General features: G+C 29.5%; 18 protein-coding genes and 1 riboswitch. Of the genes, 11 read left to right on the top strand and 7 right to left on the bottom strand.

The features are described from left to right. Nucleotides 1-146: 146 nt before the first annotated feature. Together LQK79_RS19940 and LQK79_RS19935 are read left to right on the top strand one after the other, a co-directional pair. Entirely contained in the window at nucleotides 147-1,103 is a 957-nt protein-coding gene (locus LQK79_RS19940; protein WP_407928543.1) for an ABC transporter substrate-binding protein, read from the top strand. Further along, nucleotides 1,072-1,815 carry an ABC transporter ATP-binding protein gene (locus tag LQK79_RS19935; RefSeq protein WP_231017633.1) on the top strand — a complete coding sequence of 248 codons (744 nt, stop codon included), beginning with the start codon at nucleotides 1,072-1,074 and terminating at the stop codon, nucleotides 1,813-1,815. The genes LQK79_RS19940 and LQK79_RS19935 overlap by 32 nt, the downstream gene beginning before the upstream one ends. Before the next feature lie 106 nt (nucleotides 1,816-1,921). Here LQK79_RS19935 and LQK79_RS19930 read toward each other — a convergent pair whose 3' ends face one another. Both LQK79_RS19930 and LQK79_RS19925 read right to left on the bottom strand, forming a co-directional pair. Beyond that, entirely contained in the window at nucleotides 1,922-2,221 is a 300-nt protein-coding gene (locus LQK79_RS19930; RefSeq protein WP_053242898.1) for a spore coat protein, read from the bottom strand. A 25-nt stretch (nucleotides 2,222-2,246) separates the two neighbouring features. Then, nucleotides 2,247-2,447 carry a hypothetical protein gene (locus LQK79_RS19925; RefSeq protein ID WP_053242899.1) on the bottom strand — a complete coding sequence of 67 codons (201 nt, stop codon included), beginning with the start codon at nucleotides 2,445-2,447 and terminating at the stop codon, nucleotides 2,247-2,249. Between the two features lie 144 nt (nucleotides 2,448-2,591). Here LQK79_RS19925 and LQK79_RS19920 point away from each other — a divergent pair, with 144 nt between their 5' ends. The 3 genes from LQK79_RS19920 to LQK79_RS19910 all read left to right on the top strand — a co-directional run bounded on the left by LQK79_RS19920 (nucleotide 2,592) and on the right by LQK79_RS19910 (nucleotide 4,940). Continuing rightward, on the top strand, nucleotides 2,592-3,017 hold the full coding sequence (locus LQK79_RS19920; protein ID WP_053242900.1) for a hypothetical protein: 426 nt from the start codon (nucleotides 2,592-2,594) through the stop codon (nucleotides 3,015-3,017). Between the two features lie 280 nt (nucleotides 3,018-3,297). After that, nucleotides 3,298-3,744 carry a MarR family winged helix-turn-helix transcriptional regulator gene (locus tag LQK79_RS19915; protein ID WP_053242901.1) on the top strand — a complete coding sequence of 149 codons (447 nt, stop codon included), beginning with the start codon at nucleotides 3,298-3,300 and terminating at the stop codon, nucleotides 3,742-3,744. Between the two features lie 20 nt (nucleotides 3,745-3,764). After that, nucleotides 3,765-4,940: an SAM-dependent methyltransferase gene (locus tag LQK79_RS19910; RefSeq protein WP_053242902.1), complete on the top strand. Its 1,176-nt coding sequence runs from the start codon at nucleotides 3,765-3,767 to the stop codon at nucleotides 4,938-4,940. Between the two features lie 135 nt (nucleotides 4,941-5,075). Here LQK79_RS19910 and LQK79_RS19905 read toward each other — a convergent pair whose 3' ends face one another. Further along, nucleotides 5,076-6,287 (bottom strand): diguanylate cyclase, encoded by a 1,212-nt coding sequence (locus tag LQK79_RS19905; protein ID WP_231017632.1) that lies wholly within the window; start codon nucleotides 6,285-6,287, stop codon nucleotides 5,076-5,078. Between the two features lie 285 nt (nucleotides 6,288-6,572). Here LQK79_RS19905 and LQK79_RS19900 point away from each other — a divergent pair, with 285 nt between their 5' ends. Then, nucleotides 6,573-7,076: a GAF domain-containing protein gene (locus LQK79_RS19900; protein ID WP_053242905.1), complete on the top strand. Its 504-nt coding sequence runs from the start codon at nucleotides 6,573-6,575 to the stop codon at nucleotides 7,074-7,076. A gap of 20 nt (nucleotides 7,077-7,096) precedes the next feature. Beyond that, nucleotides 7,097-7,468 (top strand): HIT family protein, encoded by a 372-nt coding sequence (locus LQK79_RS19895; RefSeq protein ID WP_053242906.1) that lies wholly within the window; start codon nucleotides 7,097-7,099, stop codon nucleotides 7,466-7,468. 244 nt (nucleotides 7,469-7,712) lie between these two features. Here LQK79_RS19895 and LQK79_RS19890 read toward each other — a convergent pair whose 3' ends face one another. The 3 genes from LQK79_RS19890 to LQK79_RS19880 form a co-directional block, all read right to left on the bottom strand. Beyond that, nucleotides 7,713-8,915 carry a M20 family metallopeptidase gene (locus tag LQK79_RS19890; RefSeq protein ID WP_231017630.1) on the bottom strand — a complete coding sequence of 401 codons (1,203 nt, stop codon included), beginning with the start codon at nucleotides 8,913-8,915 and terminating at the stop codon, nucleotides 7,713-7,715. Between the two features lie 31 nt (nucleotides 8,916-8,946). Continuing rightward, on the bottom strand, nucleotides 8,947-9,411 hold the full coding sequence (locus LQK79_RS19885; protein WP_231017628.1) for a YbaK/EbsC family protein: 465 nt from the start codon (nucleotides 9,409-9,411) through the stop codon (nucleotides 8,947-8,949). 87 nt (nucleotides 9,412-9,498) lie between these two features. Beyond that, a riboswitch (SAM riboswitch) is annotated at nucleotides 9,499-9,605 on the bottom strand. 123 nt (nucleotides 9,606-9,728) lie between these two features. Beyond that, nucleotides 9,729-10,289, bottom strand: a complete 561-nt coding sequence (locus LQK79_RS19880; protein WP_231017627.1) for a DUF1836 domain-containing protein — start codon at nucleotides 10,287-10,289, stop codon at nucleotides 9,729-9,731. Between the two features lie 221 nt (nucleotides 10,290-10,510). On the opposite strand from LQK79_RS19880, the gene trhA reads away from it, so the two are divergent. The 3 genes from trhA to LQK79_RS19865 all read left to right on the top strand — a co-directional run bounded on the left by trhA (nucleotide 10,511) and on the right by LQK79_RS19865 (nucleotide 13,397). Further along, nucleotides 10,511-11,155 carry a PAQR family membrane homeostasis protein TrhA gene (trhA, locus tag LQK79_RS19875; protein ID WP_157055824.1) on the top strand — a complete coding sequence of 215 codons (645 nt, stop codon included), beginning with the start codon at nucleotides 10,511-10,513 and terminating at the stop codon, nucleotides 11,153-11,155. 351 nt (nucleotides 11,156-11,506) lie between these two features. After that, nucleotides 11,507-11,944, top strand: coding sequence for a MarR family winged helix-turn-helix transcriptional regulator (locus LQK79_RS19870; RefSeq protein WP_231017625.1), 438 nt, complete (start codon nucleotides 11,507-11,509; stop codon nucleotides 11,942-11,944). A gap of 52 nt (nucleotides 11,945-11,996) precedes the next feature. Then, nucleotides 11,997-13,397: an MATE family efflux transporter gene (locus LQK79_RS19865; RefSeq protein ID WP_231017624.1), complete on the top strand. Its 1,401-nt coding sequence runs from the start codon at nucleotides 11,997-11,999 to the stop codon at nucleotides 13,395-13,397. A 2-nt stretch (nucleotides 13,398-13,399) separates the two neighbouring features. Here LQK79_RS19865 and LQK79_RS19860 read toward each other — a convergent pair whose 3' ends face one another. Further along, nucleotides 13,400-14,083, bottom strand: a complete 684-nt coding sequence (locus LQK79_RS19860) for a Crp/Fnr family transcriptional regulator (RefSeq protein ID WP_231017622.1) — start codon at nucleotides 14,081-14,083, stop codon at nucleotides 13,400-13,402. A gap of 159 nt (nucleotides 14,084-14,242) precedes the next feature. Between LQK79_RS19860 and LQK79_RS19855 the strand changes: the two genes are divergently transcribed. After that, nucleotides 14,243-14,971 (top strand): ATP-binding protein, encoded by a 729-nt coding sequence (locus LQK79_RS19855; RefSeq protein ID WP_053242910.1) that lies wholly within the window; start codon nucleotides 14,243-14,245, stop codon nucleotides 14,969-14,971. Nucleotides 14,972-15,099 lie beyond the last annotated feature (128 nt).

The raw sequence follows: 15,099 nt of genomic DNA, 5'->3' as shown, positions 1-15,099 counted from the left end.
AGTGCTCAACAAATTCCAGTTTGTAAGGATAAATTTGGTATTGGTAATTTAAATATTTCAGCTTGTTTATCTATATAAGGGAGAGATTCAAATTGAAAAAAAATAAGATAATATCATTGGTAACAGTTTTAGTAATGAGCACAGTAATGTTTTCAGGTTGTAGTACTACTAGCGGTACAAAGGAGAGCGCAAATAAGGCACTGAATAAAACTACAGTTATACTTGATTGGACACCGAATACAAACCATACAGGCATGTATGTTGCATTAAAGAAGGGATACTATAAGGCAGAGGGTTTAGATGTCAAAATTCAGCAGCCAGGGGATACAGCAGTTACTACACTTATAGCCACTGGAAAAGGAGATTTCGGTGTAAGTTATCAGGAGGATGTAACTTATGCACTTACTGGTGATTCACCACTTCCTGTTAAATCCATTGCTACTTTAATGGAACATAATACTTCAGGATTTGCAGCGCCAAAAAGTAAAAATATAAAGACTATTAAAGATGTTGAAGGAAAAGTATATGGAGGCTGGGGTTCCCCATCAGAACAGGCAGTAATAAAAGCAGTTATGGAGAAAAATGGAGCAAATTTTAGTAAGCTTAAAATTGTAAATGCAGGAAATGATGATTTTTTTGCGGCAACAAAGAAAAATATAGATTTTGAATGGATTTTTGAAGGCTGGACAGGAATTGAAGCAAAACTTAAGGGAATTGATTTAGATTATATTGCTGTTAAGGATTTAGATCCAGCACTTGATTACTATACGCCAATACTCATAACTAATAATAAAATCATAAAACAAAATCCTGAAAAGGTAAGAAAATTCTTAAAAGCTACTGAAGAAGGGTATCAGTATGCAATAAAACATCCAGAAGAAAGTGCAAAAATACTTCGCTCATATGCTCCAGAAATAGATGAAAAATTGGCAGTGGAAAGCCAAAAATATATGACAACTCACTACATTGCAGATGCACCAAGATGGGGAGTAGAAAAGGCAGAAGTATGGGATAGATATGCAAAATTTTTAAAGGATAAAGGATTAATTAAAAAGGAGCTAAATTCAAAAGATGCATTCACAAACGAATTCTTGCCAAAATAATAAGGTTATAAGTCTTAAAAATATAACAAAAAGTTTTGATGATAATATTATACTTAAGGATATTTCTATTGATGTAAATAGAGGAGAATTTGTTTCAATACTTGGACCAAGCGGCTGTGGAAAAAGCACAGTGTTCAATATAATAACAGGATTAACTAATATGGATAGCGGAAATATTTCAGTGTTTGGAGACATAGGGTATATGCAGCAAAAAGATCTGCTGCTTCCTTGGAAAACTATTATGGAAAATGTGGTACTTCCGCTTGATATAAAAGGTTTGAATAAAAAATCCTCAAGAAGTAAAGCAGCTAAATATATTGAATTGATGGGCCTTTCTGGATATGAAAATAAATATCCTTATGAGCTTTCTGGAGGTATGAAACAAAGAGCTAGCTTTCTTAGAACTTTTCTTTCTTCAGAGGAAATAATGCTTCTTGATGAACCTTTTGGTGCTCTAGATTCTATAACAAGAGAAAACCTGCAAAAATGGATTTTAGATATGAAAAAGGCAGTGGAAAGAACAATACTTTTTATTACACATGATATTGAAGAAGCTGTATTTTTGTCGGATAGTATATATGTTCTTGGTTCAAAACCGGGTGTTGTAAAAAAAAGAATTGACTTAGACTTTTATAAAAAGGATAAGGAAAAACGATTGTTTTCTTCTGAATTACTTGATTATAAAAAAGAAATAATAAAATTGATAAAATAGCAGAATATTTAATTTAGAAAAGTCCATAAATTTAAGAAAATAAAATGTTGAAAGGCTTAAGATTTAGAAACTTAAATTTATGGATTTTATTTAATTTTACAAAATATTATTCACTCTCAAGTATACGTTTTGAATCATTTAAATCATCTTTTAATTGCTGTTCAGGATCTTCATAGGCTTCAAACCAGTTCTTACTGACAGCTATGTCGCATAACTCATGACTTTGATTTATAGCCATTGATAATTGAGTGTCTATAATTTGACGTAATTGTGGATTTATTGTTTCAGAAGTTGCTTTGGATAATGTTACTATATTAAATTTTGAATCTTTAAGCATATCAAAGGTTATACTTCTATCATCAAGTTTTAAATTGTTGTTTTTTTGAGATTCATTAAATAAACTCATATATTTTCCTCCATATCTAAAATAATTATTCCGATTTACCCAAGAAGTTTTGTATTGCTTTAATATTATTCTTTTTTGAATCTATACATTTTTCTACGAAAAAATTGAGTTTGTCATCTTTACAAATATCTATGTAAGTAGTTAATTTTTTGAGTTCGTTTACTTCATTACTTAGTACTTCCTTAATCATAAGATTTTCATAAGGAGTTAGTTTTGCACTACTCATAAAACTCACCTCTTTCTATACTTATTTAAAAAACAGCCTTTTCTTTAGTATTTACTTCAACATATGATTTTAGTCATACTTAAGATAGATAAGGTGACACCTTTTTTATATTCTAAAATAAAATATATTTTAGGAGATGATAATATGGGAAATGAGAGTATTGTTGCTATTTCTGTATTGTTTGGAGTGCTTGGTGGAGTTTTGGGAACTATAATTTTCTTGTTTCCATATCTTAAAAGCAAAGGTGTAGATTTAAAATCAGTTTTATCGGATATAGAAAATGTTGTAGATGTTTCTGGAAAGGCTATTGATGTTATAAGTGGGATAGTACCAAATAATAAAGCTGTAAATATTCTTGAAATTATAGAAAAGTGGGCTAAAATTGCAGTTGGAGATGCTGAACAACTTTATCATGCAGGAGATATTTCTAAAGACGGAAGAGCTGAAATAGCAGAGAGCGTTGTTTATAGCGTTTTGAAGGAAATGAATATTAATATAGATGATAATAAAAAAGAGCTTATAAATGCAGCTATTAAAAATGCAGTAAATGATTTAGGGCATTCCAATTAATATCACAAGTAGGCATTATAGTAAGTTCACATTTGTACTTGATTATTTGTCTTTCTTTAGTATATTTAGCTTTGTTTACAAAATGTTTTAATAAATTAAATTTTAAGTACACAAATATTTTGTATAATAAAGGCGTAATAAGTTAATGGTAAACATTGATAAAATATGTTAAAAGAGTCCTCCTCTTTAAATACCAGCATTAATGCTGGTATTTTTTTATGGATGTTGTTATAATGTATAATAGTTATATATTATAACAATATTTATTTAGGGGATATCTATGAATAAAAATCTTATTTGCGAATTATTTGATGACATTTTTTCAGTTATGCCCGTATTTAGTAAGATAATTCTAAACGTTGGGGATAAAGTTTTAAAAGAAAATGGGATAGCCGTAGCTCATATAAAGGTTATTTATATGGTAAAAAGGTACAAAAAAATCAACATAACTGATCTTGGAAAGGCGCTTTCATCACCTAAATCTAATGTTACAAGTTGGACCAACAAGTTGGTGAAAATGGGTTTCGTTCAAAGAGTTTTTGATGAAAAGGATAGGAGGGTAATATACATAAAATTAACTGATAAAGGTGAAGCATTTTTTCAATTTTATGAGGAGGCTTTAAGAAAATCTTTCGAAGAAAAATTGTGGAAACTTAGTGATGAAGATTTAAAGTTGTTTAAAGATACTTTAGATAATATGAGAAAGTTGGTTGATAAAATTAAATGAGTTAATTAGGGAGGAAAATTATGAATACTAACAAGATATTTTATAAGACACTATTTAAGAATTTGTTTTCTGATCCATGCGATATAAAGTATTGGGATGGAGAAGTTCAACATTGTGGTGATGGGCAAAGCAAATTTACAATACTATTTAACGAAGAGATACCTAAAGGAGACGTAATAACGGATCCATTTCTTACATTGGGTGAAGGATATATGACAAAGAAAATTGATATAGATGGAAATATTCAAGAAGTCATAGAATCTTTGTACAATAATAAAGAAAGCTTTATGAGTAATGGTGAAAAATATCAAAAACTTATAAAGTTCATACCTAATAGTATAAAGAAAAGTAAAAATGATATAAGATACCACTATGATATAGGAAATGATTTTTATAAACTTTGGCTAGATAAAACTATGACGTATTCCTGTGGATATTTTAAATCAGAAAATGATTCATTGGAGCAGGCCCAAAAAAATAAAGTTGATCATATACTGAAAAAATTGTGCCTAAAGGAAAATCAAACATTATTGGATATTGGCTGCGGTTGGGGCGAACTTATAACAACTGCCGCTAAAAAATATAATGTAAATGCCGTTGGAGTAACTTTAAGTAAAGAACAATATGAAGCCGATAAAGAGAGAATAAAAAGAGAAGGTTTAGAAGGCAAGGTTGAAGTTATTTTAGAAGATTATAGAGAAATAAAACATAGAACTTTCGATAGAATTGTAAGTGTTGGAATGGTTGAGCATGTTGGTAAAGGACGTATAGACGAATATTTTACAGATGTTGACAAGATGCTTAACAAAGGTGGTGTTTCACTTTTACACTGCATAACGGGAGTAAAAGAAGGTGGTACAAATAGCTGGATTAATAAATATATTTTCCCTGGCGGTTATCTTCAATCTGTTAGAGAGATTATTGATAGTTTAACAGGACACTCACTTTATCTTGTTGATGTTGAAAGTCTAAGAAGGCATTATGGAAGAACGTTGGAACATTGGACGAGAAATTTTGAAAATGCACTTCCTGAAATAGAAAAAACTAAGGATGAGACATTTATAAGAATGTGGAGAATGTATTTAAATGCATGTGCTGCATCATTTAATTGTGGCAACATTGATATTCACCAATTCTTATTTACAAAAGGAATAACTAATGACATACCATGGACTAGAGATTATATTTATAAATAAAGTTAAATGGAATTTTTTTCTTGCACTACTGTGGAAGTTAAGTAACAATGCTGAAGGAACGATTTAAAAAAATTCTAATAAATCTTAGATTTATAGGATTTTTTTAACGTGGCGAAGCATTGTTACTTAACATTTTTATTCATATATTATGGCTTTATTACGATTCCTTTTTTTTGCTTCATACAATGCCACATCTGCTTTTTCTATAAGGGTTTTTATTGAAGAATCATCTGAAGGTATTAATGAACTTACACCAAGGCTTATTGTTACATAATTTGAAACTGGTGAAAAATCATGTGGTATATTTAAATTTTCTATGTTTTTTCTGATTTTTTCAGCTTCTATGAGAGCTAATTCTTTAGTTAATCCTTCAATTACAATTATAAATTCTTCACCACCGTATCTTGCTACTATTCCATAACTTGTATTTATGCTGCTAGAAAGAGTTTCACCAATTTTTTTTAAGCAATAATCACCAGTTTGATGACCATAATTATCATTAAAAAGTTTGAAAAAATCAACGTCAATCATTATTGCAGATAAAGGTATTAAGTTTTTTTTGCATTTGTTCCACTGAAAATTAATGAAATTATCAAATTTTCGTCTATTAGCAATGCCAGTTAGACAGTCTGTACAAGATAGTTCTTCAAGATTTGAATTTATTTCAATAAGTTCACTATTTATTTTACTTAATTCAATATTTTTTTTCTGAATTAATTTTCTATTCTTGAAATCATTGAGTTTGTTATTGAACAATATTATTGATATTACCCATGATAGAATAATGAATATGGAAGAATAAAAAATGTTAATAAAAAGGAGTAACGTAGATTTCTGAGAAAAAAATAAGCAGATAATAAATATTATGTGAGTACACAAATATACTCCAAGAGACCATTTTGGTTTTAAATAAGGCATTATTGCCATTGCCATAGCAGCAACGCAATATACAGTAACTTGACCAGTTGATGCTTGGTCAAGTATTGATATAGCACCACTCCAAAACAATATATAGCTTATGAAAATAAATTGCAAAATGGATGTTATCTTTTTATTTATAGTTTTATAGGACTCTATTTTTTTAAATATAAAAAACCAGAGTGGCGATACTATAAACATGGTAATATGGAAGTACATATGCTTTAAGTTTATAAATCCAAGAAAAGCTTTACCAGATGTTAAAATATAAATTAGAAAAATAATGAGCTCAAGTAATATAAAAAAAATGCATATTACTTTATTTCTGAATAAATTTATTTTAAACAATTCATTTGTGAATTCTTCGTCTTCGTAATATAAATCGTCTCCTAATATTTTACTGGTAACCCCAGGTATCAAGTTAATCACCTTGCTTATAGAAGTATTAAAAAATATTAACAATATTTCTAATTATACCATAAACTAGATAAAAGATAAATCAATGGTATAATGAAAATTACAAAATAATCTGTGCTTATAGGTAAACTACCTGAAACATTAAAATTAGCAAAAAGTTTTTTGATGACATTTAACTTATAAAAAATAAGTGTACAATTCACAGTTAAGGATAATTTGCCTTTTTATATATTATATTTTTAAGTATTTAAAGTTGTGTTATAATAATTAATATAAAAATTAGGAAGGATTTTGTTGATGTTTGATATAAAAATATTTGATGGAATGAAGACGGAAGAAAAGTACAATATGATGCTTAGCATGCTAAAATCTATTATTGAAGATGAATCGGATGTTATAACAAATATTTCAAATGCCACTGCACTTATAAATGCCATTATTGGAAGAATAAATTGGTGTGGTTTTTACTTTATTAGAAATGGAGAACTTGTTCTAGGGCCATTTCAAGGTATGCCTGCATGTACTAGGATTAAAATTGGTAATGGAGTATGTGGTACGGCAGTAAGAGAGAGGAAAGTTATGAGAATTGATAATGTTCATAACTTTAAAGGACATATAGCTTGTGATGCAGCTTCTAATTCAGAGCTTGTAATTCCAATAATAAAAAATGGAAAAGTTTATGGAGTACTTGATATAGACAGCGAAGAAGCTGCTAGATTTACTGAGTTAGAACAAACGTATGCTGAAAAAAGCATTGAATTACTTAGTAAATACATAGATTGGGAGAAACTTAGTCAATAACTTATTTTAGGAGATTAGAAATGGAATGTATTTTTTGCAATTATGATAATGAAAATTATATAGCTGAAAATAAATATGCTTTTGCAATACTTGATAAATATCCTGTTAATGAAGGACATACTTTGATTATAGCTAAGAGGCATTTTGAAAGCCTGTTCGAGGCTACACCAGATGAAGCAAAAGCTATATTTAGCCTTATTCATGAGGTTAAGGAAATTCTGGATGTGCAATATAGTCCACAGGGATATAATATAGGTGTTAATGATGGATATGCGGCAGGTCAAACTATTAGGCATCTTCATGTACACGTAATTCCAAGGTACAAAGGAGATGTAGAAAACCCAAGAGGGGGAATAAGAAATTTAAAAGTTTCATTGATTAATTATGACTGAAAATAAATGAGATTACCACACTAAATTAGAGTACAAAGTACAGAGGACAGTGAAGGTTGATTTACCTTCCTTGTGTCAGGTAAATCTAAAATTATATAAGAAACGTACGTAGTATGATGTTCAGTCTTGCTTTAAGGGGATAATGAGCTAAATAAGTATGAATCTTGATATTTACGATTCATACCCAAAATTCCGTAGGTACGGAGGAATTTTTTCCTTGCACTACTGTGGGAGCGAAGCATTGTTACTTCGCATTATTTTTAAAGTCTTCTTTTACTGCATTAAGCTTATCTTTATCTGTAATTAATGTAAGAGCAGTAAGTGCTAATATTTTTGCAGCATTTATAAGTGCCTCGTCACCTTCTTTTGAGATAGCGGCATCACAAAATTCCGTTGTATGAGGAGCTAAATTGTTGTTGCCAATTTTTAAATATGGCTGGATTGTAGGAGTGACATAGCTTACATTTCCTGCGTCTGTGGAGCCAAGACCATATCCAAGTGAAGTTTCCATATTGAGCCCAATCAGTTTTGCGTTTTTCACAAAAATCATATCAAGAGTTCTATTTATTAGGAAATCATCAATTTGATTTTGAAAAAATGTCGTTTTTAGTTTTGCACCTGTAATTAAAGCTGCTCCTTTTGCAATGTTTATTACTTTCTGTGTGGTTTCATTGCAGGATTTTCTAGTTTCAGCTCTAATAAAGAATTTAGCTTTTGCATATTCAGGAACTATGTTTGGTGCATCACCACCATTTGTTATTATTCCATGAATTTTAATATCATTTGTTAAGTGCTGTCTTAATGCATTTATTCCGTTAAAAAGTTCAATTACAGCATTTAATGCATTTATTCCTTCCTCTGGGGCCGCAGCGGCATGAGCAGATTTTCCGAAAAATTCAAAATCTATTGGGTCTAGGGCAAGGCATTTACCTGTTACAGAGTTTTTATTCCATGGGTGAACTATAAGACATGTATCAATATCTTTAAATACATCATTTTTAACAAAGGTTGCCTTTGCACTTCCGTTTATGCCACCTTCTTCAGCTGGAGTTCCAAGAACTACTATTTCTCCACCAATTTTATTAATCAAGTTTGAAATGGCAATAGCAGCAGCTACACTTGAAGTTCCTATTATATTATGGCCACAAGCATGGCCTATTTTAGGCAAGGCATCATATTCTGCAAGAAATCCTATTGTTGGACCAGATTTCGCGGATTTTTTTCTTGCAATAAAAGATGTTGGATGACCAAAAAGTGATTTTTCTAACGAGAATCCCTCTTTGAATAAAATATTTTCTAGAAGTTCTGAAGCAAAATATTCTTCATTACCTATTTGAGGATTTGCATGTATGTCGTGGCTTACTTTTATATATAAATCTTGTTTATTATTAATATCATTTATTATGTCTTGTTGCAAATTGCCTATATCATTACAATTTATATTCATATAAGATCCTTCTCCTTTGTTAAATTTAATATTATAATTTACAAACGTCAACCCAAGTAGCATTGGTTAAGTTTTGTATATCCTGTGGTGAAATTTTTAAAGCTGTGTTCTGAGAACCAGCAGCAGGATACACATATTGAAAATCTTTTATTGAAATATCAAGATAAATGTTCATGTCTGCTTTAAGGCCAAAAGGGCAAACGCCTCCAACTGGGTGGCCAGTTATTTCGTAAACTTCATTGTGATCTAGCATTTTTGCTTTAGTTTTAAAAAAATCTCTATATTTTTTATTGTCAACTTTAGCATCTCCGCGAGTTACAATTAAAATAGGTGTATTATCTTTCAATTTGAAAGCAAGGGTTTTTGCTACAAATTCAGGTTCAATGTGAAGGGTTTTAGCAGCAAGTTCAACTGTAGCACCACTATCCTCAAGTTCAAACACAGGGTCTTTTAGTCCTCTCTCAACAAAAAAATTTTTTACACTTTCTAAGCTCATTAAAAAACACCTTCCTTAAAAAATAAAATCTTCTTCAAAATATAAGAAGAAGATTTTTTAAATTACAAAATTTAAATATAAAATTTCTCCTTATCTTTCAGAATAGTCTGTGGAATTAGCACCATATATGCAAATGTGACATATTGGTTGCTGAGATTTCATCGGGCCAGTCCCTCCATCTCTCTTGATAAGGTTATTTAATTGTGGATATTCGATTAATACTTAAAGTTTATACATATGTAATAAAAATGTCAATATTATAGCTATGATTTAAAAGAATTTTGATAAAAATTTATTGAATTAATACACTTTAATTACTATTGGTTATTAAAACAATTATCAATAATTTTTTCAGCAAGTCTTTTTTGTATATTTGCGCTTAGGATAAGTTCAAGCACGAGCAAAAAAAGTTTTTCATCACAATCAAAGTTTGAATTAGTGCCTTCTATTGTTTGAAACATTTTTTCTAAATCTGTTTTAAGGTTTTTGGATGATTTATTCTGTATATCCAAAAAACTATTGTATATTTCAGTGTAATTTATACTGTTTTTTTCATCTACAGTCATAAAATTCATCAGTTTGCCAATATCATTTATAGATAAAGTCTGTTTAAGATGATAAACCCATATAAGAATCATCATATGTTTTTTACTATACTTTTTTTTATTTGGAGACGGTATTACCTTATTTTTTGCGTAATTATTTATCATCGTTTTGGATAAAATTATATCATCATTGTTCCTTTTAAAGTCTGAAAGTTTATTGTTCATAAAAGATGTTACCTGATCCATATATAGATCTATATCAGGAATTTCATAATCTTTAATTTCAATATAGTTTGCTATTTCATCAGCTAATTTTAGAATATCATCATACATATTATCACCCACTACAGTATATAGCATTAATTACTATGTTTCAATATATAAATGTATTTTTATTATTTTCTAGATATTTGTATATAATCGGAACAGGTGACAAAATATAATGATATAAAATAAAATTTACGTGTTGAATTAAATCAGTAAACGGCATATTATATTATTATAATAATACATAGTTTTTGAAACTACGTATAACAACATGAGAGGTGAAAAATATTATGTTAAAATTAAAAGATCCAGTTAGTGGATTAACACATCTGTTTGCTGCTTTATTGTCTGTTGCTGCACTTACGTTTATGATCCATCAGTCAGTTATTACTGATAACAATGTAAGTTTAGTTTCTTCAATAATATTCGGAATGAGTTTGATTTTTTTGTACTCAGCAAGTGCTTCATATCATCTTATAAATATCTCTAAAAGATTAACAGCGATATTGAGAAGAATAGATCATATGATGATATTTGTTCTTATAGCAGGAACATATACCCCTGTATGTCTTGTAACGTTGAATGGCAAAACTGGGAAAATGCTTTTTGTAGGTATTTGGGCAATAGCAATTTTGGGAATACTTTTTAAAGCTTTTTGGTTCAGTGCACCAAGATGGCTTTATACTTTATTTTATATAGCTATGGGATGGATAATTGTATTTGCATTTTCACCAATAAGCAAAGCAATGGCAGTACCTGGAATAGTACTTATGGTAGCTGGCGGTATAGTATATAGCCTTGGTGGTATTGTATATGCTTTAAAGTGGCCTATAAAAAATTCGAGATACTTTGGATTCCATGAGATATTTCATCTATTTGTTATAGCAGGAAGTGTACTCCATTTCTTGATGATATACAAATACGTTTTATAAAAATATTGTGAAGTGATACTGCTTTGTAACATTAAAAAAATTCTATAAATCTAAGGTAAAAAAATCATAAAATCCTAAGATATTTTAATAACTCCCATCGGCCAAGCAAATTAAAATATCTAGGTATTTTATGATTTTTTTACCAAAATTTATTGGAATTTTTTTAAATTGTTTCTTCAGCAGTATTATTTTACTTTCACAGCAGTACAAGGAAAAAATTCCTCCGTGTCTACGTAATTTTGGTACAAATAAATTTCAAGTTTGATTTATCTTTATAAAAAGAAGATAGTTGCATTTATCTTTACAAAGTGATATCATACTTAGGTAAAAATAGTTAGGAGGCTAATTTTTATGATGCATGATATGGACAAATATCCGGGGTATTGGATTAGAAGAATATTTAGAATTATGAATGTTATATATGACAAAGAACTTTCAAAATATAATTTGACTTCATCGCAAATTTCGGTTTTATTTAATATATGGAATAAAGATGGAATTACCCAAAAGGAAATACAAGAAAAATTAAATTTAAGAGCAGCATCTGTAACAGGACTTGTAGATACTCTTTGTGATAAAAAATTTATAACGAGGATTCAAGATGTTGAGGATGCAAGAGTTAAAAGATTGTATTTGACTGAGAAGGGAACTGAAGCTGAAAAGTTATCTACAGATATCATAAAAGGGCTTGAAAGCATTATTTCAAGCGGATTAACTGAAGATGAAAAAGTAATTTTTGTATCATGGCTTAAAAAGGCTTACAACAATTTCTATTCTATGGACAAGTAGTTAGGAAGCTAATAAAGTTGTGCATGAAAAATTCAATTAAGGAGGAATGATTATGGATAATTCTAAAGAATTAGAATATGAAAGTGTAGGAAAGCTTTTAATTAAATTTTCTATACCGTCTATTGTAGGTATGGTTGTAAATTCCCTTTATACAATTGTTGATAGAATATTTGTTGGAAGAGGAGTAGGTTCACTTGCTTTATCAGGGGTAGCTGTTACTTTTCCTATATCAAATATTTTTATGGCTTTTGGAATGTTAACAGGAATAGGTGGAGCAGCAGCTGTTTCTATAAAGCTAGGGCAGAAAAAAAGGGATGAGGCAGAGAAAATAGTAGGAAATGTATTTACTTTAAACATTATATTTTCGCTTTTAATAACTATTATAGGGATTGTCTTTTTAGATCCAATACTTAAAGCATTTGGTGCAAGTCCAGAGATAATGCCATATGCAAAACAATTTTCGTTTATACTTCTCTTAGGTGTAATACTTCAAAATTTAGGATTTGGAATGAACCCGTTAATGAGGTCTGAAGGTGAACCTAAAATGGCAATGATAACAATGCTTATAGGTTCAGTGCTAAACTTTACCATAAATCCTATTTTAATATTTGGATTTAAATTAGGTGTAAGAGGTTCAGCGCTAGCAACAATAGTATCTCAAGCGGTTTGTTCTTTGTGGATATTTTTATTCTTTACAAAGGGTAGAAGCTTGTTAAAGCTTAAAAAAGAAAATATGAAATTAGATAAGAAAGTTATAGGAGAAATAATAGCTATAGGTATGTCTCCTTTTGCTATGCAGCTTGCCGGGAGTCTTATTACAGTTACTTTTAATAAAAGCCTTTCTCAATATGGAGGAGATCTTGCAATAGGTGCATTTTCACTTATAAATAGTATTGCCATGCTAATATTAATGCCTGTTTTTGGCATAAATCAAGGGGCTCAGCCTATAATTGGATATAATTATGGTGCACAAAATTTTCATAGGGTAAGGAAAGCCTTAAAATATGCAGTTGCCGCTGGAACATGTATTGCAACGGTAGGGTTTATTATAGTACACTTATTCCCTGTTCAAATAATAAGAATTTTTAATACAAGTGATGTAAAATTAATAGACATCGGATCAAGAGGGATATTTATATTTTTAATGATGCTTCCACTTATTGGATGTCAATGCGTGTGTGCAAATTATTTTCAAGCTATTGGTAAGGCTAAAATATCTATGTTCTTGAGCCTATCAAGACAAGTAATAGTTTTACTTCCACTTTTATTGATACTTCCACATTACTTTAAGCTAGATGGAATATGGATATCAGGTCCTATAGCTGATTTTATAGCATGGGCTTTAACAATGGTTTTTGTTGCATATAATATTAAAAAACTCAATTTATTTAATAAAGATATTAAGGAGATTAAAGAGGAAAACCTTGATGATGCTGTTGGATCAAGAATATGATTTTATGACCAAAGCAGTTCTTCAAGACCTTTAATATTTAAAATCTTTATGGTATTTTTGTCAAAATCTATTAACTGTTCATTTTTCATGTTAATTAATTCGCGTGATAAAGATGGTCTAGGGATTCCAAGCTGCTCAGCTAGCTGCTTTTTGGAATAAGCCATTTTTATCATTATGTTTTTTTGTAGAGTATGCTCATCTAGTATATAATTTGCTAATTTCTGCCTTATAGTTTGATAGGACATTGTCTTTACTTTTTTATTTAGCATAAGTATTTTATTTGATAAAAGAGTCATGAAATTATTAAGAAATATAGAATTTTCTCTACATAACTTCAATATAGATTCCTTAGGGATAAACATTATTTCACTTTTTTCAGAAGCTATTATTGTTGAAGGATACGTGTTTTTGTTTGAAAAAATTATGACTTCTCCAAATATTTTTCCGCAGTTTAGCGATGCCAATGTTAAACTTTTTCCTGATTCATATATTTTTTGAACTTCTACATTTCCAGCTAATACAATTCCTATGCTAGAGCAAATATCATCTTCTATAGCAGGCATTTCATTTTTAAAATAATTTTTAATTAAATAATCTATAGAGGATAGACAAGTAGCAATTTCATTATCATTAAATTTTGAAAATAATATACATTTTTTTAAAGAACTCAATATTAAGTTATCCATGATAAATTTCCTTTCGCTCTTATTATTTTTATATTTATGAAATTTGAAGTTTTTAGGTATACATAAAAATTGAATAAGGTAACTAATGTTACCGATAGTTTTAATATATTTTAATATAATTTAAGCATAAAAACAATGAAAATTTATGGAGGAATGATTATGAAAAGAAAGATAGTAAACATAGATGAAAGAAAATGCAATGGATGCGGGTTATGCGTAAAGGCATGTCATGAAGGGGCAATTGAACTTACAGATGGAAAAGCTAAGCTTATATCCGATGAGTATTGTGATGGTCTTGGAGATTGTTTACCAGAATGTCCTACCGGAGCTATAACTATAATTGAAAGAGAAAGCAAAGAATATGATGATGAGTTAGTTAAAAAGAGAATGGAAGAAAAGAAAAAAGCAGAAAGCATAAATAAAATGCCATGTGGATGCCCTGGAAGTGCTGCTAAGAAAATTGAAAGAAAAGTTATTTCTAATAAAATGAAGGAAGTAATAAGCTATAATGATAATGTTCAATCTGAATTATCTCAATGGCCAGTTCAATTAAAGCTTATTAACACAAAGGCTCCATATTTAAAAAATGCAAGTTTGCTTGTGGCAGCAGATTGTACAGCTTATGCATATGCAAATTTTCATAAAGAATTTATAAAAGGAAACATTACTCTTATTGGATGTCCTAAACTTGATGATGTTGAGTATTATAAGGAAAAGCTTACAGAAATAATTAAGATAAATGATCTTAAAAGCATTACAGTTGTTAGAATGGAAGTGCCTTGCTGTGGTGGAATTGTAGCAGCGGTTAAAGCAGCAATGCTTGAAGCGGGAGTTATAGTGCAGTATAAAGAAGTTATTATAGGAACTGATGGAAGAATCATGGATTAATTATAGATAAACAAGCTGAAATATTTAAATTAACAATACCAAATTTATCCCTACAAACTGGAAGTTGATTCAGAGCACAGAGTACAAAGTGCAGAGTACAGTGAAGGTGGATTTACCTTTCGTTTCTC

The organism is Clostridium guangxiense, from assembly GCF_021043395.1.
GTDB lineage: Bacteria > Bacillota > Clostridia > Clostridiales > Clostridiaceae > Clostridium_S > Clostridium_S guangxiense.
This window is presented reverse-complemented; position numbering and strand designations above follow the sequence as displayed.